Origin of the sequence: Sulfurovum sp., assembly GCF_015493435.1 — a bacterium.
In the GTDB taxonomy this organism is placed as follows: domain Bacteria; phylum Campylobacterota; class Campylobacteria; order Campylobacterales; family Sulfurovaceae; genus Sulfurovum.
The window spans coordinates 18849-39855 of the sequence record NZ_WGDD01000047.1 but is presented as its reverse complement, the minus strand read 5'-3'; the positions used below and the strand labels follow the sequence as shown (position 1 = coordinate 39855).

General features: G+C 41.5%; 26 protein-coding genes. 18 read left to right on the top strand and 8 right to left on the bottom strand.

Annotated elements, in window-relative coordinates:
• Positions 1 to 229 precede the first annotated feature (229 nt).
• Positions 230 to 661 carry an MOSC domain-containing protein gene (locus F8L24_RS08065; protein ID WP_294954277.1) on the bottom strand — a complete coding sequence of 144 codons (432 nt, stop codon included), beginning with the start codon at positions 659 to 661 and terminating at the stop codon, positions 230 to 232.
• 348 nt (positions 662 to 1009) lie between these two features.
• On the opposite strand from F8L24_RS08065, the gene soxC reads away from it, so the two are divergent.
• From soxC to soxZ, 4 genes are all read left to right on the top strand, one after another.
• On the top strand, positions 1010 to 2359 hold the full coding sequence (soxC, locus tag F8L24_RS08060) for a sulfite dehydrogenase (RefSeq protein ID WP_294954274.1): 1350 nt from the start codon (positions 1010 to 1012) through the stop codon (positions 2357 to 2359).
• Positions 2340 to 3467, top strand: a complete 1128-nt coding sequence (locus F8L24_RS08055) for a c-type cytochrome (RefSeq protein WP_294954272.1) — start codon at positions 2340 to 2342, stop codon at positions 3465 to 3467. The genes soxC and F8L24_RS08055 overlap by 20 nt, the downstream gene beginning before the upstream one ends.
• A 92-nt stretch (positions 3468 to 3559) precedes the next feature.
• A complete protein-coding gene (locus F8L24_RS08050) occupies positions 3560 to 4033 on the top strand; it encodes a thiosulfate oxidation carrier protein SoxY (protein ID WP_294954270.1) in 474 nt (157 codons plus the stop codon).
• A gap of 46 nt (positions 4034 to 4079) precedes the next feature.
• Entirely contained in the window at positions 4080 to 4385 is a 306-nt protein-coding gene (gene soxZ, locus F8L24_RS08045) for a thiosulfate oxidation carrier complex protein SoxZ (protein WP_294954267.1), read from the top strand.
• A 71-nt stretch (positions 4386 to 4456) separates the two neighbouring features.
• Here soxZ and F8L24_RS08040 read toward each other — a convergent pair whose 3' ends face one another.
• The 3 genes from F8L24_RS08040 to rpsT form a co-directional block, all read right to left on the bottom strand.
• Complete coding sequence (locus tag F8L24_RS08040; RefSeq protein WP_294954265.1) at positions 4457 to 4915, bottom strand: hypothetical protein; 459 nt, start codon at positions 4913 to 4915, stop codon at positions 4457 to 4459.
• Between the two features lie 11 nt (positions 4916 to 4926).
• Positions 4927 to 5994 (bottom strand): peptide chain release factor 1, encoded by a 1068-nt coding sequence (gene prfA, locus F8L24_RS08035; RefSeq protein ID WP_294954262.1) that lies wholly within the window; start codon positions 5992 to 5994, stop codon positions 4927 to 4929.
• A gap of 91 nt (positions 5995 to 6085) precedes the next feature.
• On the bottom strand, positions 6086 to 6355 hold the full coding sequence (gene rpsT, locus F8L24_RS08030; RefSeq protein WP_294954260.1) for a 30S ribosomal protein S20: 270 nt from the start codon (positions 6353 to 6355) through the stop codon (positions 6086 to 6088).
• Positions 6356 to 6566: 211 nt separating this feature from the next.
• Between rpsT and glmM the strand changes: the two genes are divergently transcribed.
• The 4 genes from glmM to F8L24_RS08010 are packed head-to-tail and all read left to right on the top strand — an operon-like array spanning position 6567 to position 10118.
• On the top strand, positions 6567 to 7904 hold the full coding sequence (gene glmM / locus F8L24_RS08025; RefSeq protein ID WP_294954257.1) for a phosphoglucosamine mutase: 1338 nt from the start codon (positions 6567 to 6569) through the stop codon (positions 7902 to 7904).
• Complete coding sequence (gene lspA / locus F8L24_RS08020) at positions 7904 to 8350, top strand: signal peptidase II (RefSeq protein WP_294954287.1); 447 nt, start codon at positions 7904 to 7906, stop codon at positions 8348 to 8350. Before glmM ends, lspA begins: the two co-directional genes overlap by 1 nt.
• A complete protein-coding gene (locus tag F8L24_RS08015) occupies positions 8350 to 9300 on the top strand; it encodes an esterase-like activity of phytase family protein (protein WP_294954254.1) in 951 nt (316 codons plus the stop codon). Before lspA ends, F8L24_RS08015 begins: the two co-directional genes overlap by 1 nt.
• Positions 9297 to 10118 (top strand): paraquat-inducible protein A, encoded by an 822-nt coding sequence (locus F8L24_RS08010; protein WP_294954251.1) that lies wholly within the window; start codon positions 9297 to 9299, stop codon positions 10116 to 10118. Before F8L24_RS08015 ends, F8L24_RS08010 begins: the two co-directional genes overlap by 4 nt.
• 3 nt (positions 10119 to 10121) lie before the next feature.
• On the opposite strand, the gene F8L24_RS08005 is transcribed toward F8L24_RS08010, so the two are convergent.
• A complete protein-coding gene (locus F8L24_RS08005) occupies positions 10122 to 10391 on the bottom strand; it encodes a DUF493 domain-containing protein (RefSeq protein WP_294954248.1) in 270 nt (89 codons plus the stop codon).
• Positions 10392 to 10452: 61 nt separating this feature from the next.
• Positions 10453 to 10932, bottom strand: coding sequence for a cyclic pyranopterin monophosphate synthase MoaC (gene moaC, locus F8L24_RS08000; protein WP_294954246.1), 480 nt, complete (start codon positions 10930 to 10932; stop codon positions 10453 to 10455).
• A 195-nt stretch (positions 10933 to 11127) separates the two neighbouring features.
• Between moaC and F8L24_RS07995 the strand changes: the two genes are divergently transcribed.
• The 9 genes from F8L24_RS07995 to F8L24_RS07955 all read left to right on the top strand — a co-directional run bounded on the left by F8L24_RS07995 (position 11128) and on the right by F8L24_RS07955 (position 17985).
• Positions 11128 to 11814 (top strand): recombinase family protein, encoded by a 687-nt coding sequence (locus F8L24_RS07995; protein WP_294954244.1) that lies wholly within the window; start codon positions 11128 to 11130, stop codon positions 11812 to 11814.
• Positions 11814 to 13298, top strand: a complete 1485-nt coding sequence (gene ccoG / locus F8L24_RS07990) for a cytochrome c oxidase accessory protein CcoG (RefSeq protein WP_294954242.1) — start codon at positions 11814 to 11816, stop codon at positions 13296 to 13298. Before F8L24_RS07995 ends, ccoG begins: the two co-directional genes overlap by 1 nt.
• Before the next feature lie 49 nt (positions 13299 to 13347).
• On the top strand, positions 13348 to 14520 hold the full coding sequence (locus F8L24_RS07985) for an FAD-dependent oxidoreductase (RefSeq protein ID WP_294954239.1): 1173 nt from the start codon (positions 13348 to 13350) through the stop codon (positions 14518 to 14520).
• 62 nt (positions 14521 to 14582) lie between these two features.
• Entirely contained in the window at positions 14583 to 14981 is a 399-nt protein-coding gene (locus F8L24_RS07980; protein ID WP_294954236.1) for a DUF6858 family protein, read from the top strand.
• Positions 14982 to 15209: 228 nt separating this feature from the next.
• Positions 15210 to 15731: a thiol peroxidase gene (tpx, locus tag F8L24_RS07975; protein ID WP_294954233.1), complete on the top strand. Its 522-nt coding sequence runs from the start codon at positions 15210 to 15212 to the stop codon at positions 15729 to 15731.
• Between the two features lie 115 nt (positions 15732 to 15846).
• A complete protein-coding gene (locus F8L24_RS07970; RefSeq protein WP_365937982.1) occupies positions 15847 to 16416 on the top strand; it encodes a L,D-transpeptidase in 570 nt (189 codons plus the stop codon).
• 16 nt (positions 16417 to 16432) lie between these two features.
• Complete coding sequence (locus F8L24_RS07965) at positions 16433 to 16819, top strand: hypothetical protein (protein WP_294954230.1); 387 nt, start codon at positions 16433 to 16435, stop codon at positions 16817 to 16819.
• Position 16820: 1 nt separating this feature from the next.
• The gene (locus F8L24_RS07960) at positions 16821 to 17414 is read left to right on the top strand and encodes a L,D-transpeptidase family protein (RefSeq protein ID WP_294954227.1); all 594 of its coding nucleotides are present in this window, start codon (positions 16821 to 16823) and stop codon (positions 17412 to 17414) included.
• Between the two features lie 85 nt (positions 17415 to 17499).
• Positions 17500 to 17985: a DUF1566 domain-containing protein gene (locus tag F8L24_RS07955; protein WP_294954224.1), complete on the top strand. Its 486-nt coding sequence runs from the start codon at positions 17500 to 17502 to the stop codon at positions 17983 to 17985.
• 7 nt (positions 17986 to 17992) lie between these two features.
• Here F8L24_RS07955 and F8L24_RS07950 read toward each other — a convergent pair whose 3' ends face one another.
• Together F8L24_RS07950 and F8L24_RS07945 are read right to left on the bottom strand one after the other, a co-directional pair.
• On the bottom strand, positions 17993 to 18772 hold the full coding sequence (locus F8L24_RS07950; protein WP_294954222.1) for a UDP-N-acetylmuramate dehydrogenase: 780 nt from the start codon (positions 18770 to 18772) through the stop codon (positions 17993 to 17995).
• 66 nt (positions 18773 to 18838) lie between these two features.
• Positions 18839 to 19705, bottom strand: coding sequence for an MqnA/MqnD/SBP family protein (locus F8L24_RS07945; protein ID WP_294954219.1), 867 nt, complete (start codon positions 19703 to 19705; stop codon positions 18839 to 18841).
• Positions 19706 to 19864: 159 nt separating this feature from the next.
• Between F8L24_RS07945 and recA the strand changes: the two genes are divergently transcribed.
• Positions 19865 to 20905: a recombinase RecA gene (gene recA / locus F8L24_RS07940; protein WP_294954280.1), complete on the top strand. Its 1041-nt coding sequence runs from the start codon at positions 19865 to 19867 to the stop codon at positions 20903 to 20905.
• Positions 20906 to 21007 lie beyond the last annotated feature (102 nt).

Here is a 21007-nt window from a genome sequence, read left to right as displayed (position 1 = left end):
TCTGTGGGAATGTAGGTCGCTGCCACTTTGAGTTTATAACCTCCAATCCTTTTACTCTTAGTCATTTTTCTTTTTATCAGGCTATTTTTCTGCGCTTTATTTTTCATTATGTGCAAATCTCGAGGTGCTTACATCTTAGCGGCATATTGGGTGGGACTTTGATATATCTTTACAATGCTTTTATAAAGACGGCTATATTTGTATGATTATGATTTATTTGTGTAAATGCTTACAGCGCTATACTGTCTCCAGTTTTTATCTCCCCCGTTTGGATAACTTTTGCGAAGATACCACGATCATGTTTGAGAAGTTTAGGAAGTTTACTGTCTATACAGCTCAAATGTTTGCAAAGGGTACAGGGTTGGCTGATTTCCAATATTGCACTGCCAATCTGCAATCGTGTACCTGGAGAAAGTTTATAAGGGTTGTAATCAATGAGAAGGTTCTCTCCAAGTGCATGGTCAGGTATTTGTATGCTATGGTTTTTTGCAAGGAGATAGCTGTCTATAGAAGTAAGTAAAATCGAACGTTCTGGATCTTTATTATAGTGTTTGTCTCCTACAATACCTTTCGTATCTACAAATATTGTATGTTTCTCCATAGGAGATCGTGTTTCAGTGGTTGAAATGGTGAGAGATAAGACTTCGCCTACGTGTTTCATAGATAAGATTCCTCATTGATTAATACTATACATTTTAGCATAAAAGAATTAGATGTTTGTTAACACTACATCAGAGATATGGGTAACACTTGAGTAATTATTTTATACTATACTGTTGCGGTTTTTGATGTATTGTGTATATCTATTATTTTGATTAAAATCACATATTTTTTTGATTAAATATTGTGCAAGATAATAATTTGTATATATTTTGCGAATATTGAAGCAATTGTTCAAATATTGATCTGAGTGCTTGACATTTTAATTTATTTTCTAATACAATCAAAAGCAATAGTGACTCTGCTATATTTTAAAAAGAGTATTATTAACTAAAAATAAGGAGGAATGATGAATAAGATAACCAAAGCTTCTTCAGAGGTCAATGTTACATCTGAAACGGCCATTGAGCCGAGCAGAAGAGACTTCTTTAGAAAAACAGCAGCTTATTCGGTAAGTGCATTGGCAGCAGCGAGTGTTATGGCACCAGTAAAGGTAGATGCAGAAGAGCACAAAGGCAAGAAAGGTGATCCTGCAATTCTCGAAGAGAAAAAATGGGGTACAACATTCGGCTATCCTGTAACCCACAATCTGTATGGACAACCATCGCCATATGAGCATAATGTGACACGAAGATATACGAAACTTCTTTCTTCCGGTAACTATTATGCTTCGATCGCGATGTGTCCTATCCAGGATTCAATGGGTATTATTACACCTAATGGTCTATTCTTCAACCGGGATCATGGCGGTGTTGCCGAGATTGATCCCAATGAGCATCGTCTGATGATACACGGATTGGTCGAGAAACCTCTTGTGCTTACTATGGATGAACTGAAGCGTTATCCTAACGTAAGCAGAATCCACTTTATTGAATGTCCTGCAAACGGCGGTCCGGAGTGGAGAGGTCCTCAGTTCCCATCTATTCAATTTGCAAAAGGGATGATGTCATGTGCACAATGGACAGGTGTATATATTAAAGATATCCTTAAGGACCTTGGTCTGAAAAAAGAGGCACTTTGGATGCTGGCAGAGGGAGTTGACAACTCTCATATGGGAAGAACTGTACCCATCGACAAAGTACTTGATGATGCAATGATCGTCTGGGGACAGAACGGAGAAGCACTTAGACCGGAGCAGGGATATCCGATCAGACTGCTTGTCCCAGGCTGGGAAGGTAACCTTTGTGTCAAATGGCTTGGACGTCTTGAATTTGCTTCAGAACCATTCTATGCAAAAGAAGAAACGGCAAAATATACGGCATTGAAAAAATCCGGTAAAGCTATCCAGCATTTTTATGCAAATGAGGTAAATTCCGTGATTACGAGTCCATGCCCAGACAAGCCATGGACAGATCTTAAAAAAGGCGACATGGTTGAAATAGAAGGTCTTGCCTGGTCTGGAATGGGTACGATTGAAGGTGTTGATATTTCGTTTGACGGCGGTAAGAACTGGGTTGAAACAAGCCTTAAAGGTCTTGTATTGCCTAAAGCATGGACTCGTTTCAGCTTTATGTACAAATATGAAGGCAAGCCGCTACTTCTTTCCAGTCGTGCAAGAGATGATGCAGGGCATGTTCAGCCGACGGTTAAACATGAAAGAGAGGTTATGGGTGTCGAATCTGTTTATCACAGAAACGGTATCTTCACTTGGGAAGTAACAGCGAAAGGGGAGGTGAACAATGTTCAAGTCTTATCATAAATTATTTTTATCAGCGGCAGTTGTAGCCGCAGTTGCAACATCAGCGATAGCAGGAGACACAGGCGGATCACGTACTTATGCAAATGGTAAAAAAGTTATTGACGGAGGAGATACGTACCCTGTCAAAAATGGGAAAACATCGTCTTATTTTATTAATGAAAAAGCACATAAGACAAAATTTTCCAAAGGAAGAGTTCCGACTGCAGATGAAATAGCAGCATGGAATATAGATGTGATGCCTGACGGTACAGGGCTGCCAGAAGGACACGGTACTGTAGAAGAGGGTGATTCACTTTATGAAGATAAGTGTGCTGCATGTCACTTTGACTTCGGTACTGGCGGTTCAGGCTATCCTGCTCTTCAGAAAGGGAATGCTTATGAAGGTCAGAAATCTTTGACAAACCAGAGAGTTGACGGGAACGATGATGGACCGATCAGAGTATTTGGTACCTACTGGCCTCGGGCAAGTACTTTGTGGTGGTACATCAAGACAGGTATGCCTCATCCTGCACCAATGTCGTTGACCACGAATGAAGTCTATGCACTTGTTGCGTACATTATTTCTATCAATGAACTGAAAATTGATGGTGAAGAGCTTGATGATGATTATGACCTTAACCGTGAAAAATTCCTGAAGCTTGTCATGCCGAATAAAGATGGTTTTGTACCTAAAATCGATGGTCCCAAAGGTGTTGAAAATGCAAGAAAATATTTCAATGACTTTAAGAACTACGGCAATGGTACGAGATGTATGAAGAACTGTTTTGACGGGAAGCCGGTACTTGCGAGAATCAGCGGATCTGGTATTAGTGATTATCAGCCTCCTATTTCGGAGAAAAAAGATCTTCCTGCAAAAAAAGCAGGGTCTGAAGTTCCAGGTAAAAAAACCTATGAAGCGTCATGTGCAGTCTGTCATGGTACTGATGCGATGGGTGCACCGGAAGTAGGCAACAAGAAAGCATGGGCAGCAGTACTCAAAAAAGGTATTGACAAAGTGTACAACAATGCGATACACGGTATTAACGGTATGCCTCCAAAAGGCGGTACATCGCTTCCGGATGACAAGATCAAAGAAGTCATAAACTATATGGTCGGTGCAAGTAAGTAAGCTTCACATTTACTTCACAATAAATTTGTAATATAATGGCAAAAGGCGTAAAAACCTTTTGCTTCATAGTAAATCTATATTAAGGAAACAGCATGAACAGAAGAAAATTTTTAGGATTGGGTATATTGGCAATGGCTGCAATACCTGCGACATTGAGTGCGATCGCTTCGATCGACTTTAGAGCTACGAAGCCTGATGCATGGAAGGCAAAGACAGTAGACGCTGCAGTTAAAGCACTTTTCGGGGATATTAAACCGGAAGACAAAGGCATTAAGGTAAAAGCACCGAAAGTTGCTAGTAATGGGGGTGCAGTACCTGTATCTATCAAATCAGATCTTCCTCTGAAAACTGTAGCGGTATTCCAGAATATGGATCCGGAGAGTGCAGTTGCGGTATTTAATGTCCCAGAAGATGGTATCGTGGATTATTTCCTGAAAATCAAATTGAAAGCAACAGATGCAAATGGCGGTAACGGCGTGGTTACTGTTATTGGTGAAGGCAAAGACGGCAAGTTCTATAAAGGTACAATGTCACTTCAGGTTGCAAAAGGCGGATGTGAAGGTTAATCTTCGCATTAATGCAAAAATATAACAGAAAGATAAAGGAATAATAATGGCTCATAATATGAAAATCAAAGCGAAACTCAAAGGTGATGTTGTAAATGTTAAAGTGTTGGCAAAACACGATATGCTTACATATGATCAGGCAAAGAAAAAAGGAAAAGAAGCGAATTTTATCACGCACATTACGGCTAAAGTGGGAGACAAGATTGTTTATGATGTTTCCACAAGTCAGTTCTGGTCAAAGAATCCGCAATTCAAATTTAAGTTCAAGGGTGGTAAAAAAGGTGAAAAACTTGATATCACCTGGAGAGATCTCTCCGGTAAAACTGTAACAGAAAGCAAGAAGATCAAATAAGTCCTCATACAGGTTTCTGCTACCGGATTTGATTCCGGTAGATGGGATGATTTAAGTTCTTTGCGGAGTATTTAAACTATCTTAGTCGTATCAAACCAATATTCAACAATTCTTGTAAGTGTAGCGGCTTTTCTTCTTTTGAAATGATCTTCCATATCAAATGAATCTTTACCATAGCCTTCTTTGTATTCCTTGATGAAGCCAGCATAGATTTTTTCATTTATTGCGGTTATTTCATATAGTACTTTGTCGTAGTGTTTTCCCCTGTCCTCTATGTGTTCCCGTGATGTCTCATTTAGGTTGATACTGCCGTAGCGTTCTTCTTCGGGAAGCATCATATTCATTTCAAGAAAAGTACGCATAGAAGCAAGCATATGTTCAAGCTGTACGGGAGATGTGTTGTCATAGCCGTTTATGATGGTTGCTTCAGTCTGTTTGTATCCCCAGGCACCACTGACGGGAAGCTTGGCATCAAATGCTGAGAGAATGACTTCCGCAATAGGGTTTTCGTCTGCAATTTGTTTGAACACTTATGATCCTTCTATAAACCCGCTTCCTGGATCGCTTCTGTCTGGGCATGTGCGATCAGGGGATCAATGACGAGTTTCAAGTTTCCATTGTTCATAACGTCATCAAGTGCATAAAGTGTCAGTCCGATACGGTGATCGGTCAGTCTGTTTTGAGGGTAGTTGTAGGTACGTATTTTCTCTGAACGGTCCCCTGAACCTACCTGAAGTTTCCTCTGGCCTGCTGTTTCATCCAATTGTTTTTGAAGTTCTGCTTCATACACTCTTGCTTTGAGTACTTTCATAGCCTTGTCGCGGTTTTTGTGTTGAGATTTTTCATCCTGGATGGAAACGACAATGCCTGTCGGGAGGTGTGTAAGTCTTACGGCGGAATCTGTTGTATTGACACACTGTCCTCCGCATCCACTGGCACGGAAAACATCCATTCTGATCTCATTGGGTTTCATATCTACTTCCACATCATCGACCTCAGGAATAACGGCTACAGTAATGGCCGAGGTATGTACCCGTCCTTGTGTCTCCGTATCGGGTACTCTCTGGACCCGGTGTGTGCCTGCTTCATATTTTAGCTGGGAATAGACTCCTTCGCCTTTGATCTGTGCAATCAGTTCTTTGTAACCACCTGCTGTTCCGTCATTGGTACTGACGATTTCTACTTTCCATCCCACCTGTTCTGCATACCGGGAGTACATTTTAAAGACATCAGCAACAAAAAGTGCACTTTCATCGCCGCCTGCACCTGCCCGAAGCTCAAGAAAGATATTTTTATCATCATTTTTGTCCCGGGGAATCATCAGGATTTTGATCTCTTCTTCAAGTTTGGGCAGCATAGGTTCAAGTTCTGACAGTTCTTCTTTGGCAAGGTCTCCGAGTTCGGCATCACCGAGAAGTTCTTTGTTCTCCAGGATGGCATCAGAAGTTTCTATATAAAGGCGGGCTTTTTCTACAAGTTTTCCCAGGCCTGACTGTTCCTTGCTCAGTTCAGTCATGCGGCTGATATCACTGGCAATATCAGGTGAACTCAAAAGTTTGCTTATTTCATCGTATCTGTCTATAAATGGTTGAAGTTTTTCTTTGAACATGGCAGTTCTTTATGTTGGATTGTAAGGAGTTTATAAGATGCGGCAAAGCCGCATAGGCATAGTTGTCGTAAGCCTGTTAGCAGGAAACTGACTAAGCAGCTTCTATTTTGTTTACCATTTTATGCAGACGGCTTACTTTTCTTGCAGCAGTTGTTTTTTTAATAAAACCTTTGCTTACAAGTGAGTGTATCTGCTTGTTGGCTACCTTGAAAGCCTCTTGTGCCGCAGTCATGTCAGCAGCATCCACTGCTTCATGGACAGCTTTAGTGATATTTTTGATTCTTGTTCTGTAATATCTGTTTCTTTCAGTTCTTTTAGCCGTTTGCAAAATTCTTTTTTTTGCTGATTTGTGATGTGCCATCAAATGTTCCTTTTATAAATGTAATACCCTCTACTGCAGGTGACTACAGAATGCTTTTGGGTGAAATTAGTGCGCGAATAATATCGAAAATAAGATTAAAGTTTTATTAAAGATACGGATTTCAGGGGATAAAACCTGCCAGGATGGTGTTAGATTAATCTATTTCATGTAAAATTAGTCTTTTAAAGAGAACTTTTATGAAGGACAAGATTTGAGACTTTTCGGAACAGACGGTGTCAGAGGGGAAGCAGGCAAGAAAGTCAGTGCATTCAATACAATGCGTTTGGCCATGGCAACGGGTATTTACTTTAAACAGTTTGCCAAAACCAATAGAATACTGGTAGGAAAAGATACCCGACGAAGCGGATATATGATAGAAAATGCACTGGTATCCGGCTTGACCGCTGTTGGTTTTGATGTGATCCAAATAGGACCTATGCCGACACCTGCGATTGCTTTTTTGACAGAAAATATGCGTTGTGATGCGGGGATCATGATCTCGGCAAGCCATAATCCCTATTATGACAACGGGATCAAGTTTTTTGACAGTGAGGGAAATAAACTCAATCGGACAGAAGAAGAAAGAATCGAAACGATCTATGCAGATGAAGAAGTACTGGAAGAGGCACAGGCTGTAGGAAAAGCGATCGGAAAATCAAAGAGGATCGATGACGTGATTGGTCGCTATATTGTACATATAAAAAACTCTTTTCCCAAACCTTTGACGCTTGCGGGAAAACGCGTAGTGATTGACTGTGCCAATGGTGCGGGCTATATTGTCGGGCCCACGATTCTACAGGAACTTGGTGCGGAAGTGTTTGTGATTGGGGACAAGCCGGACGGGTTTAACATTAATGAAGGGTGCGGTGCCATGCATCCGGAAAGTCTTGCAAAAGTGGTATTGGACAAACGGGCAGATATCGGTATTGCGCTTGACGGCGATGCAGACAGGCTGGTGATAGTGGATGAAAAGGGAGAAACGGTTGACGGTGACAAACTCATGGCGGTACTTGCGGTCCATTTGAAACACCAGGGGACACTTAAAGGCGACGGAATAGTAGCGACAGTAATGAGCAACCAGGGGCTTGAAGAGTATTTGGCAAAGGAGCAGATTGCCCTGTACCGTTCGGCAGTGGGAGACAAACATGTTGTGGAGGTAATGCAACAAAAAGGGATCAATTTTGGAGGAGAGCAAAGCGGGCATATTATCTTTTCTGATTATGCCAAGACGGGTGACGGTATTTCCAGCGCGCTTCAGGCGCTGGCATATCTTGTTACTACACAAAAACGGGCCAGTGAAGCATTTGATCCGTATGAATCCTATCCGCAAATATTGGTTAATCTGCCGGTAGAACACAAGAAGCCGTTTGATGAGATAGAAGGACTTGATAGCTTCATGTCCCGTGTGGAAGATGCGGGTATGCGTCACCTTTTCCGATATTCCGGTACAGAGAACAAGATTCGGCTTTTGCTTGAAGGGAAAGAAAAAAAAGCACTTGAAGCGATGATGGAAGAGTGTGAAGCATTCTTTAAGAAAGCTTTGAATTGATGCGTCCGTTTTATGCCTTTCTTTTTGTTGCAGCGGGTACATTTATAATAGACCAAAGTATCAAAGTCCTTTTCCTTGATGGGTATTCCTATGCGGGAAACTGTATAGACCTTGTGCTGCACTTCAATAAAGGAGTGGCATTTTCAATGTTCTCCTTTCTCGGCCCATACCTGAAATGGCTACAGGCTGCATTGATCGGAGGGATACTCTATTATGTACTTTCACGGGGCTATATCAGAAGATATGCTTTGCCCATTGGTCTGCTGGTCGGCGGAGCCTTGGGAAACCTGTATGATCGTTTCGCACATGCAGGTGTCGTTGATTATATTGCATGGCACTGCGGGTTTCATTTTGCTGTTTTCAATTATGCGGATGTGGTCATTGATCTTGCTGTGGCATGGATTGTTGTGATGGTGTATTTTTCCCCTCGGAAGGAAAGCCGATAGTGCGGTCTTTATTTTTTTTGTTGTTGTTTTTGAAGATTTCCTGTGCAGGGAGTTTCCCTGCCGATATTATACCCCAGGGGCTGGACAGTAAAAGCCTGGGGATTGAGATACTTGATCAAAAACAGCTTTCTTTCAGCAGGATAGATGATATCAAGTTTTCTGAAATTTCGGATCTTGCTTATGAGGGGAAAACACATTCTCTTTTTATGGTAAGTGATGAAGGAAAGCTGTTTGAATTTAATGCAGTGTTTACGGACAAGATCGTTCATTTAGATCCTCTAAAAGCAGGAAGGCTGCTTAAGAAGCAGGGTAAAAAATTTAAGAAGTGGCGCAGGGACAGCGAAGGAATGACACTGGACGGTAAAGGGCGTCTACTGATTTCATTTGAAGAAAAACCCCGTATCGGCTGGTTTCATAAAAATTCTGACTACTATGGCCGCCTGATAAAGAAATACCGGCTGCCGAAGAAATTACGAAATGTTAAAAATTTCCGCAGCAAGAACAAGGGGCTTGAAGCATTGGCCTGGCATCCCCAGTACGGGATACTGACGGCTGCAGAGTTTCCACTCAAAAAAGATAACAAAAAACGTCAAACGATCTATGCTCTTCAGGGAAAAGAATGGCATTTCCTTGCAGAGCCTGAAGGCAAGAGTGCTGTTTCGGCGATAGAAGTAATGGATGACGGTAATATATTGGTAATTGAGCGCTCTTTTACAGGGTATATGAACCCTTTTGTTGTGACTCTGAAAAAAGTGTATCTTGATGAATGTACAAAAGGTTTGTGCAAAACGAAAGTCTTGGCAAAGATGAATTCCCATCAAGGGTGGGATATTGATAATTTTGAAGGGCTTTCCCGTGTGGGTGAACACCGGTATGTTATGATCAGCGATGACAATGACAATTTTTTCCAGAAAACACTGCTGATCTATTTTAAGGTAAAAAAAGAATGAAATATATAGTATATGCTGTGTTAACCCTGCTTCTTGCGCTTATGCTGTTTTTTGCTACCAAAGCGTACAGCGAAGCCAAGGACTATGAACGGACAACGAAACAGCTGATCGATGAAATGAGTGCCAAAAAATTGGCAAAGTTTCAACTTAAAGAGTTGGCTGAGACTCTCTCCATGGGCTTCTATAAAAACAGAAAAAAAGAGATAGTGAAAACACTTGAAAAAACCCAAAAGATACATCAATTACAAAGCAGGAAGTATGCACTGTATGCAATACTGCCGCTTGCAGGTATACTTTTGAGCTATTTCTTTATCTCGTTGCGAGCTTTTACGTTTTTTGGAGCAGCCGGGGCATTGATAATGCTTATTTTTGGACTTGTATCTCCTATTATGATGGTGACCATTCACAAGGAGGTGGAATATTTGGGTGATGTGGTACTCTCTTTCGAATCCAAAGGAGTGATAGGTTCCATCGGCAAACTTTTTAGGAACGGAGATGCAGTGGTCGGCTGGGTTATTCTCCTGTTTTCTGTACTGATCCCGTTCATTAAAACATTCTCCATGCTTTTTGTGGCTCTTTTTGAGAATACACGTTTCGCACACGGTATTGTCAAATTTTTTAAAATGATAGGAAAATGGTCTATGGTTGATGTATTTGTTGTTGCAACATTTCTTGTGTATCTTACTGTGAACAAAGGGAATGTCAGCCGTGCCGAAGTAGAAGTCGGACTCTACTTCTTTTTGGCTTATGTGATCATTTCTATGCTGGTGAGTCTGAGTGCAGACAGAATGCTGCACCAAATAAAAAATAAAGTGTAATGATCAGATCACCATTTCCACGTCATCATGATCCTGGAAACATTTGAAAAGTCTGTCCCGTTCTTCCTGGTCGTCGACAATACAGCTGGCATTGTAACTATGGAACTTTCCTGTTTTGGAGGCATTACCAAGAGAACAGAGATGTTCTTTGTCTCCCATTACCTCTTTGATACAGGCATGCAATGCTTCTTTGTTTCTGCCTATGAGTTTGAATCCCCAGTTTGCAGGATATTCAATTTTTGGTTTGTCTTGGGTTTTGTCGTCTAAGAGCATATTCTCTCCTTTGTTTTTAATGAAATCATTATAGAACATTACATAAAATTTATATGCAACTTTAGTTACCCTCTCTTGAAAAATCACCGGATTTTCCACCGCTTTTATGTTCAAGCTGTACGTTTCGTATGACCATGCCTTTGTCAATGGCTTTAAGCATATCATAAATGGTCAGCAGTCCTACGCTTACACCAGTCAATGCTTCCATCTCTACCCCCGTCTGACCGATAAGTTTTGCTGTGACCGTCAGCTTGAAACCGGGAAGTGCAGGAAGTTCTTCAATATCTGTTTTAACGGAAGTAAGCATCAGGGGATGACACATCGGTATAAGGGTACTGGTTTGTTTGGTTCCCTGTATTGCGGCGATAACAGCAGTTTGTAGGACAGGTCCTTTTTTTGCGGTATTGGCGATGACGGCATCAAATGCATCCTGGCCTACTTCGATGAGTCCGCTGGCTGTTGCCGTACGGGCAGTGTTTCCTTTTTCTGATACATCTACCATTTTCGGTTTGTTCTGTTCATCCAAATGTGTAAGGTTCACAAAGCGTCCTTCAAGTTTTTTATTATTTTATCACAGCTACGCTTCTATCATGTAAATACAAGCTGTAAAAAAGAAAGTTTGACGTAAATATAGAAATAATGACGATAAAAACAATTAAATGACGAAAATATATAAAAATATATTGACTTTTATCACCAACTGTGTTAAAATACTTTGTAATGATAAAGGAGCAGTATGACGTATGCATATTTAAGACAGATGCCTGACAATACAAATTTGTCAGACCAACAGCGTAATATTCTCTCATTTTCATTGACTCAGGGTATATCGATAGACAAAGAGGTGATAGAGTACTCTACAAAGAATCATTCTATCGAAGAGCGCAAGCAGTTTGAAGAATTTCTTCATTCTTTGGCTGACGGAGATATACTGGTAGTAGATACTCTGTCTGTGCTCAGTGATAAAGCAGAAGAAATGATCAAACTTTTTAACTGTATGTTGAGCCGGAATATTAAACTTTATATTTCCAGTTTGCAGATACATGTTACGAAGGAGACACCGATAGTCAAAGTCTTTCCTCTGCTGAACGATCTACGTGAAGCGCAAAAAGCCAGATCGAACCAGATAGGACGCCCCAAAGGGAGTCGTTCCTCATCAAAATTCGATGTCTATCAGGCACAAATTGTTTCTTTGCTCAGAGAAGGAATGAATGTGAGTGCCATCGCCAGAGAACTGGGGGTAAGCCGAAGTTCTTTGAAGGATTATATTGAGTCAAGAGGTATCAGAGAATTGGTGGAGGGGTCATGGATGGAAATAAGTCCTCTCAAAGAGGTTCCCGGTGTGGATAATACTGTATTGATCTGTCCCTTTGACGAAGAGAGTGAAACACAGAAAGAACAACAATTAGAAAGGATATCATAATGGAAGCTGTAGCACAAAATGTGGAAGAAGTTAAAAAGAAGCCGAAGAAAAATCAGGCAAAAGAATATTTGAAGGGCTGGGTGCCGTATCGTATCAAACGTTACTGGGTCTATGCAGTGGTAACCATTATTGCTTTGGTTATGCCGTGGATCACCATTCATGGGAATCATTTGTTTCTGTTGAGTTTTGACCATAAAAAACTGCAGTTGGCCGGCGTAGCATATGATATGCAGCAGCTTTACCTCATGCCGTTTCTGCTTATGTTGCTTTTTTTGGGTATTTTTGCGGTGACCGCAGTCGGAGGAAGGGCATGGTGCGGATGGGCATGTCCCCAAACAGTCTTCCGTGTGATCTACCGGGATTTTATAGAAACAAAGCTTCTTGGGCTGAGAAAGCGTATCAAGAATAAACAGAAAGATCCTGATATGAGCAAGCCTGAAAACCAGGTCAAAAAAGTAATTGCGATCCTGATATGGTCTGTATTGGCATTCATTGCTGCTGCTGATTTTCTCTGGTATTTTGTTCCTCCGGAAGATTTCTTCAAGTACCTACAGCATCCGGCAGACCATACTCTCCTGATCGGAATGCTTGTGGGGATTGCTTTATTTATTATTGTGGATGTAGTATTTATTAAAGAAAATTTCTGTGTTTATATCTGTCCTTACAGCCGTGTGCAGTCAGTACTCTATGATGATGATACGATCATGGCGATTTATGATCCTCATCGTGGCGGTGATATTTATGAAGGTCACGGAAATGAACGGCATAAAAAATACAGTAAAACAAAAGATCTGCTTGCCGATGAACCATATGCTGAATGTACCACATGTGAAAGCTGTGTGACGGTCTGTCCCACCCATATTGACATTCGTAAAGGTTTGCAGCTTGAATGTATCAACTGTCTGGAATGTGTAGATGCCTGTACGACAGTGATGGGTGCTCTCGGCAAACCTTCTCTGGTCAAGTGGTCAAGTGAAAATGAAACGATCTATCAGAAGGGGAAAACAAATTATTTCAGACCGAAAGTAATTGCGTATTTTACAGTATTGGTTCTGGTCCTTGTAGCACTTTTTACCATGGGAAGCGAAAAAGAGAATATGCTGCTCAATGTAAATAAAACAACCAGACTTTACAAAATACTCAAGAACGGAGAAGTGGAGAATGACTATGTCTTCTTGTTTGCCAACACAGACAGCAAACCGCATAAGTATTATTTTGAAATCATGGGTGACTTGAAGAATAAACTGCAAATCATAAGACCGAAAGCACCATTCCGTCTTGCTGCGGAGCAAAAACGTAAAAAAGTTGTAGTACTCAGAACCAAATACAAACTGGCGGACAATGTAAGAAAAGATGTTCCGATTCCTGTTACGATCAGAGCATTCGCTGCTGATGATAAAAAGAATATATCAGTGATACGACATACCGTCTTTGTCTATCCTCGTGCAGACTTAATTGAAAAAGCAAAAAAGAGTCAGCAGTGATGTGGCCCCAAAGGGCTTGATGATCTAACGTAGTGGTAGGAGAATAACAATGAAAAAAGTATTGGTGCTCGGTGGTGGATTTGCGGGTGTAGAGGCCGCTATCTATTTGAGAAAACAGGAAGTTGAAGTCACACTTGTAAGTGACAGGGATTTTTTTTATATCTATCCGACGTCCATCTGGATACCTACAGGTGATGCCACAATGGAAGATGTTTCCATCCCTTTGAATGAACTGGCATTTGCACACGGTTTCCAGCTGATTGTCGATTCGGTCATGGCACTGGATGCAAAAGAAAAGCGGGTTACTCTGGAAAGCGGCCGAGTGCTTGATGAATATGAATATATTGTCGTAGCGCTGGGACAGGAAAAGATCAAACTCAAGGGTATGGGAGAGCATTCTCTTTCCATCTGCGGAAAGCCTGAAGAAGCAACGGCACTATATGAAAAACTGGATGCCCTGGTAGAAAAAGGAAGCGGAAAGATAGCCATGGGATTTGGCGGGAACCCGAAAGACAGTTCTGCCGTACGTGGCGGTCCGGCTTTTGAGGTTCTTTTCAATACACATGACTTTCTGAAGAAAAAAGGCTTACGGGAAAGATTTGAGTTGACATTTTTTGCGCCTATGGAGAAACCGGGACAGAAAATGGGAGACAAGGCACTGGAAATGATGGATAAAATGTTCTCTATGACAAATATCAGTAAAAAAGTGGGTGTCAAGATCAGCGCTTTTGAAGCAGACGGAATTTTGTTTGAAGATGGAACCAAGCTGGAATCAGATCTTACTATGTTTATTTCTGCGGGAACAGGCCACAGTGTGATTGCGGAGTCAGGTTTGCCTTTGAGCGATGCCGGTTTTGTAGTGACGAATGAATACAATGAAGTGGAAGGATTCGAGGGCATGTATGCCATTGGTGACAGCAGTGCTCTTCTGGGACCGGAGTGGAGAGCGAAACAGGGGCATGTTGCCGAAGTAATGGCGCGCAATACGGCTTACAATATTTTTCAGCATATGCAGCGTATTGATTCAAAAAAAAGTTATGTGGAGCATCTCAACATCTTGTGTGTCATGGATACAGGAAACGGTGCAGCATTTGTCTATCGTGACAGTAAAAGTGCAAAGATGATTCCTATGCCTCTGGTAGGGCATTGGATGAAAAAAGGATGGGGCTGGTACTGCCGTAACTCCAAACTGGGAAAAATACCGCGCATACCGGGTATGTAATTCGCAGACTATGAGGCCTGTTCTATCAAAATCAATTATAAATGTCATACAAGGAAAAACAGATGAAGCAAATTACGGTGATGGAAAAATACCCGGTATTTAGCATAGAAATTGCAAAAGAAGAGACACGCTGCCAAAGTATAGATGAGATCATTGCATATATCAAGTCACAGATCGAGATGCATCCCATTGCTGTATACATAGGGGTTTTTGATCATTACGCACATACATCAAGCCTGGAGGTCGGTGAGATCGCTGCAAATATCAGGGGTGCAAAAAACCTCATTTGCTGTTTCGGGAAGGTACTGCCAAAGCCGGAAGTGATGGCTGTGAGACCCCGCTCCATAGGTATTGCAGATATGGGGGATACTTTCATGATCAATTTTATGGAGGCCCCAAACCCAGATGCCAATGCCGCTATGGAGAAATGGGTGAAGGCGGTCGCTGATATCCAGGCATAAAGCTGCTTTTCCGACAGTAAGGAATGAAAGCCGGGATAGAAAAGAAATCTTTTTAAATATGTTACCATATGATACATTTTTATGTTTAGACTCTGCTGTGGCGATAGATGCTTCCCTTCTTTGGTGATAAGAGGGGAAGGCCATTCCTCGGGGAAAATCTTAATTAAGACTAAATTTATCCTAATTAAGTCATAATACGTTTATCAAACTTAAATAAAAGGATATTAAATGGCAACAGTAACATTTAAAAACGACATCGTATGTAATCTCGCAGGTAATGAAATCAATGTAGGTGATACGGCACCGGTAGTAACAGTAGTAAACTGTAACCCAATGCTCCAGGATGAGCAAGTAGGTGGAGAAGGTAAAGTTCAACTTGTAGTAGCGGTTCCTTCACTTGATACAGGTGTATGTGATGCAGAAACAAGAAGATTCAATTCTGAAGCAGCCGGACTTGACGGTGTAGAAGTAATGACAGTATCTATGGACCTTCCTTTTGCAGCGGCGAGATGGTGTGGCGCAGCGGGGATTGAAAACATTAAAGTATGTTCAGATTTCAGAAACAAAGATTTCGGTAATGCTTACGGAGTACTTTTGGCAGACGGTCCTTTGGCCGGTGTGCTTGCTAGAGTGATTTTTGTGATCGGGAAAGACGGGAAAGTAACGTACAAGCAAACTGTGCCTGAAATCACAGAAGAGCCTAACTATGAAGAAGCACTTGAAGCCGCAAAAGCTGCTGCGAACGCATAATTCTTCCAAACCAAAGCCTTTTTTCTCCGGCTTTGGCCTTTTCCTATGATTTTTCTTCAACGCTTTTGCGTTTTTCTTCTTTGTATTTCTTTGTATTTTTGTTACAATTATCTTTATGTATATAAAACCCTATTTTTTTATCGTAATACCGTTTTTAATGTTTTTGTCCGGATGCACACCCGGAGGGCCCAAGGACCGCTATAATCTTGCGGAATGCAAAAAAGAGCTTCTTACCGCGGAGGATTATTCTGAGGCAGATGCTGTTGACAGGATCGTAGTAATTAAAAAGGAGCGAAAGATGTACCTTTACAAAGATGGAAAAGTCAAAGGAACATTTCCTATTTCTCTGGGAAAAAATCCTCAAGGGCAAAAACAGGAAAAAGGGGATTACCGTACCCCGGAAGGTGAGTTTTTTATTCACAGAAAATTATGCTCTCCGAAATACTACCGTTCCTTGTGTATCTCCTATCCCAGAGCAGAAGATAAAGCAAGGGCTAAAGCAAAAGGGCTAAATCCCGGAGGTGATATTACTATACACGCGCAGCCTAAATGGAATGCAGATGGCAAGGGGGACAAGTATACCCTGTCCAGAAATTGGACACATGGATGTGTGGCTGTGACAAACAGTTCAATGAAGAAACTGTGGTATGCGGTACGAGAAGGTGTACCCGTGACAATAAAATAAGAAGGTCCGAATAAAAGTGGCATATACGCAAAAGCAGGTAGACAAATTCAATCGTCAGAAATATATCGTTGAACTCGAAAAGATCAGTAAGAATCTTTTTCGTATGTTTCGCAATGAAAATATGTGTGCGGGGGATTTTCTCATTAAATTTAAACAGCTGAAAAAGAAATTGGATGAAAAAAGTGACATGCAGCTCGATTCCAAGTATCATCAGCATCTCAAAACATATATAGAAAAACTTTATCAGCAGACCTGTTGCGATAACGGGTTTGATGCTAAGGTTTTTGACGATATTCGAGAGGCGGAAATGAGTAATCTGAACCGCCTTCAAAAACTGAAAAACGGTGCTTCCTATAAAAAAGAAAAGCATAAATCAAAACATAAAAATGAAGACTGGGGATGATATGAAGATAAAAATACTATTGGGTCTGGCAGGTATTTCAGCTGCTTTTTTAATGAGTGGATGCGGAGAGCCTCGAGCATACGGGAAAGTAGACAATACCCCTTATCCGACACAGGAATGCAGACAACAGCTTTCCCGAGGTACAGAGATAGATCATTCGCAAAAGATCGATAAAATTGTCGTGTACAAGAAAAAAAGAAAGCTTTATGCCTACCGAAACGGGAAAAAAATATATGAATTTAGAATTTCTTTAGGAAAAAACGGAGACAAAGGAAATAAAATACAGGCAGGTGATTATCGAACACCGGAAGGAAGTTATTGCATAGTCCGCAAAAAATGTGATCCCAGACTCTACAGATCTTTAATGATCTCCTATCCAAATGCTGCCGACAAAGCAAGAGCAAAAGCCAAGGGTGTCAAAACAGGAGGCTATATTACTATACACGGACAGCCAAAATGGAATGCCGACGGGCATGCGGACCGATATACGCTTGCCCATGACTGGACAGAAGGATGTATGGCTGTTTCCAATAAGGCCATGACTGCACTCTGGAGAGCGGTTCAAAATGGGGTAAAAATCGATATTCATGCATAATTTTAACTAATCTCGGTACTTTTAGCTGAATTTGATAAAGGTTATATTATCATATTGAATAATATTGGACTTTAAAGGAGAAAAGATGAAGAGTGTGCTGATTATGTGGGGGATGGCTATGTCATTTGGCCTATTGCTCGCAGGGGGAAATATTTCGCAGGTTGCACCCATTTCTGAGCCTGTATCGAACTGTTCACCGGATGAAACCTATATTGAGCATGATGCACAGTTAATGTGGCAGGACCAAAAATATACAGACAAAGAAGACGGTGCCTATAAAAGAAATCGTTCTTACGGCAAGGCAGGCGGATTGAAGCATGCAGTGGATTACTGTAAACGACTTGATTATGCAGGCTATAATGACTGGAGACTTCCGACATCAGACGAATTGGTACATGTACACAAAAAACCGGGGCAGGTCTTCAGGTATTTCAGAGGAGATGACTTCTGGAGTTCTACACCTACCGTAGAGAATAAATATAATGTGGTATACACTTCAGATGCGTATCGGTATCCTCGTAAACCAAGCCAGTCGAACTATATAAGATGTGTACGGTGTATTGCGAAATAAAGCTTTTTTAAAGGATCTTTATTTCTTCCTGAAGGGTAATACCAAAAGTTTCAAATACTTTCTCTTTTGCCAGATCGATTAAATATCTGGCATCTTCGTAACTCCCCCCTCCCAGGTTTATCAGAAAATTGGCATGGAGATTACTCCACTGCATAGCACCTTTTTTTAGCCCTTTCAGACCGGCCGCCTCGATCAGTCTTCCTGCATAGTCATCGGGCGGGTTTTTAAATGCTGATCCGGCACTGGGATGATGCGGCTGATTATTCCGCATGGCAAGCAGGGTATCCAGGAGCTCCCTGTTAAATCCTGCTTTGGCCGGGAACCTGGCAGCCGTTGCCGTACCGTTGAGTCTGGCATAGCGATAGCCGTAGGGAATATTTTCTTTTGGTATCCAGTTCCTGTCTATTTCAACAGACTGCAGGATGTTAAAGATTTCATAGGTTTTTACGCCTGCATTCATGGCGAGCATACCGCCTAGTGTTCCGGGAAGTTTTGCACAAAATTCAAAACCTGAAAGATCATGTTTTCTGGCATAGGAAACGATGCGCCCGGTAGGCATTGCTGCACCGATCTCCAGCATACCGTCTTCAGTCTGTTTCATATAGGCAAAATCTTTTGAAAGCATCATCAGAGGTGGCGGGGCGGGGGAAACGAGCACGTTGTTGGCTCCGCCTATCAGATAGCGGTCAGAGGGGAGAATGTCTTCTTTTTCGATCATCAGTACTTCTGTGGGTTGGCCGATCTTTATACTGGAGTATCTGGAGAAGTCTATGGTTTTAAAAAACAAGAAGATTCCCCTCTTGTTGACAGAAGACAGGAGGTTGAATATTGAGGGTACAGTAGTCGGTATTCATTATTGTTCCCGAAGTTCGCTGTACTCTTTTGGTATCAGGTAGTCCTCTGTTTTGACGGGGCATTCCCAAAGACCATGTTCAAATCCAAGCTGATAAAGTCGGTCAAGTGCTTTAAGCTGCAGTGCGGAAAGCTCTACCGATTCATCCGATGCATACATATCCAGGTATTTTGTCAGCATCTTATCGGAAATACGGACCAGATTGTCTGCTTCCAGTTTAGTACAGAGTTCATCTTTTTTCTCATTGGCTACTTTCACTCCATCGATAAGAATGTTTTCTACATCTATCGCACGGTTAAGGGGCAGACTTCTACGTATGGCCATACCTCCAAGAGGCAGCGGTAGTCCCTCTCCTGCAAGTTCTACCCAGATGTCCCAAATTTCTTTTTCTACTTCCAGGCTCTCATCAAAGTCTAAAATAGACTCGTGGATGAGTACTCCAGCATCTACTTCACCAGAGACAACAGCCTCTTCTATCTCAAGAAAATCCATATAAACAGGTCTGGCTTCAGGATAATAGATACGGAATAACATAGCATTGGTCGTATATTTTCCGGAAAGTGCTACTTTGAAATTACGTTTCAGTTGTTTGTCTTGACGTCGAATGAGTTTTGGGCCGTATCCTTCTCCAAAACTGACAGCAGTACGAAGCAGGGCATACTCCTCTTTAATGAGCGGATACATCCCGAAACTGATGGCACTTACATCATAAGTGCCCTTCATAGCTTCGATATTGAGTGTCTCAATATCCAGTCCGATATTTTCAAATGTATATCCTTTGGTATCGACCCAGCCAAATTTGATGGCATAGTACATAAAGATATCATCGGCATCCGGGGAATGGGCTAATTGAATGGTATGGGGCATGAAAACTCACTTTGTTTAATGTTGTCGTATTTTAACATAAGGGTACACAAAAAGAAATTGGATTAAAAATATGACAATATGACATATTTTTAACTCCTCTATCAAAAAGCTATTAAAATGGTGTTAGAATTCAACAGATAAAGGAAAAAGGATATGACAATGGCAATGGATGCACAAAAACAGAAAGCTTTGGATATGGCGATCAAACAGATAGACAAGACTTTTGGAAAAGGGACACTGATGCGTCTCGGAGATAAAGCATTTGAACCGATAGAATCTATCTCTACAGGTTCACTCGGGCTAGATATGGCTTTAGGGATTGGCGGTATTCCTCAAGGGCGTATTATTGAGATTTATGGACCAGAGTCGTCTGGTAAGACAACTTTGGCGCTACAAACCATCGCTTCTGCTCAGAAAAAAGAGATGGTGTGTGCTTTTATAGATGCAGAGCATGCGCTTGATGTGGTTTATGCTAAGAACTTAGGTGTTGATACAGATAATCTGTTGGTATCTCAGCCAGACTTCGGTGAGCAGGCACTTGATGTGCTTGAAACATTGGCGCGTTCAGGAGCTGTTGACCTGATAGTTGTGGATTCCGTTGCTGCATTGACACCTAAAACAGAGATAGAAGGTGATATGGGAGATACACATGTTGGGCTTCAAGCCAGACTTATGTCACAGGCACTCCGTAAACTCACAGCTATCCTACACAAGACAAATACGACGGTGATTTTCATTAACCAAATTCGTATGAAGATTGGGACGATGGGATACGGCTCTCCAGAGACAACTACTGGCGGTAATGCATTGAAGTTTTACTGTTCTGTAAGAATTGATGTAAGACGTATTGCCACACTAAAGCAGGGAGAGTCTAGCATAGGTAACCGTGTCAAAGCCAAGGTTGTGAAAAACAAAGTTGCGCCTCCGTTTAGACAGGCAGAGTTTGATATTATGTTTGGAGAAGGGATCTCCTATATCGGTGAACTGATCGATTATGGTATCAAGATGGATATTGTTGACAAATCCGGTGCATGGTTCTCTTACGGAGCCGAAAAGCTCGGACAGGGGAAAGAAAATGCCAAACTGACACTGAAAGAGAACCCGGAGCTTAGAGCAGAGATCGAGGCAAAGGTCAAAAATGCCCTTGGTTTCGGTGAGGCACTTGCCGTAGATGAAAATGAAATGAACAAGGATACTTAAGTTTTTTCTCTGGACACTCTTCGCTGCTAAAAACCACTATTTCCTTGAGTCTTAGGATAATTTGGATAAAATATTTGAATTGATTATATAAAAGAAAGGATA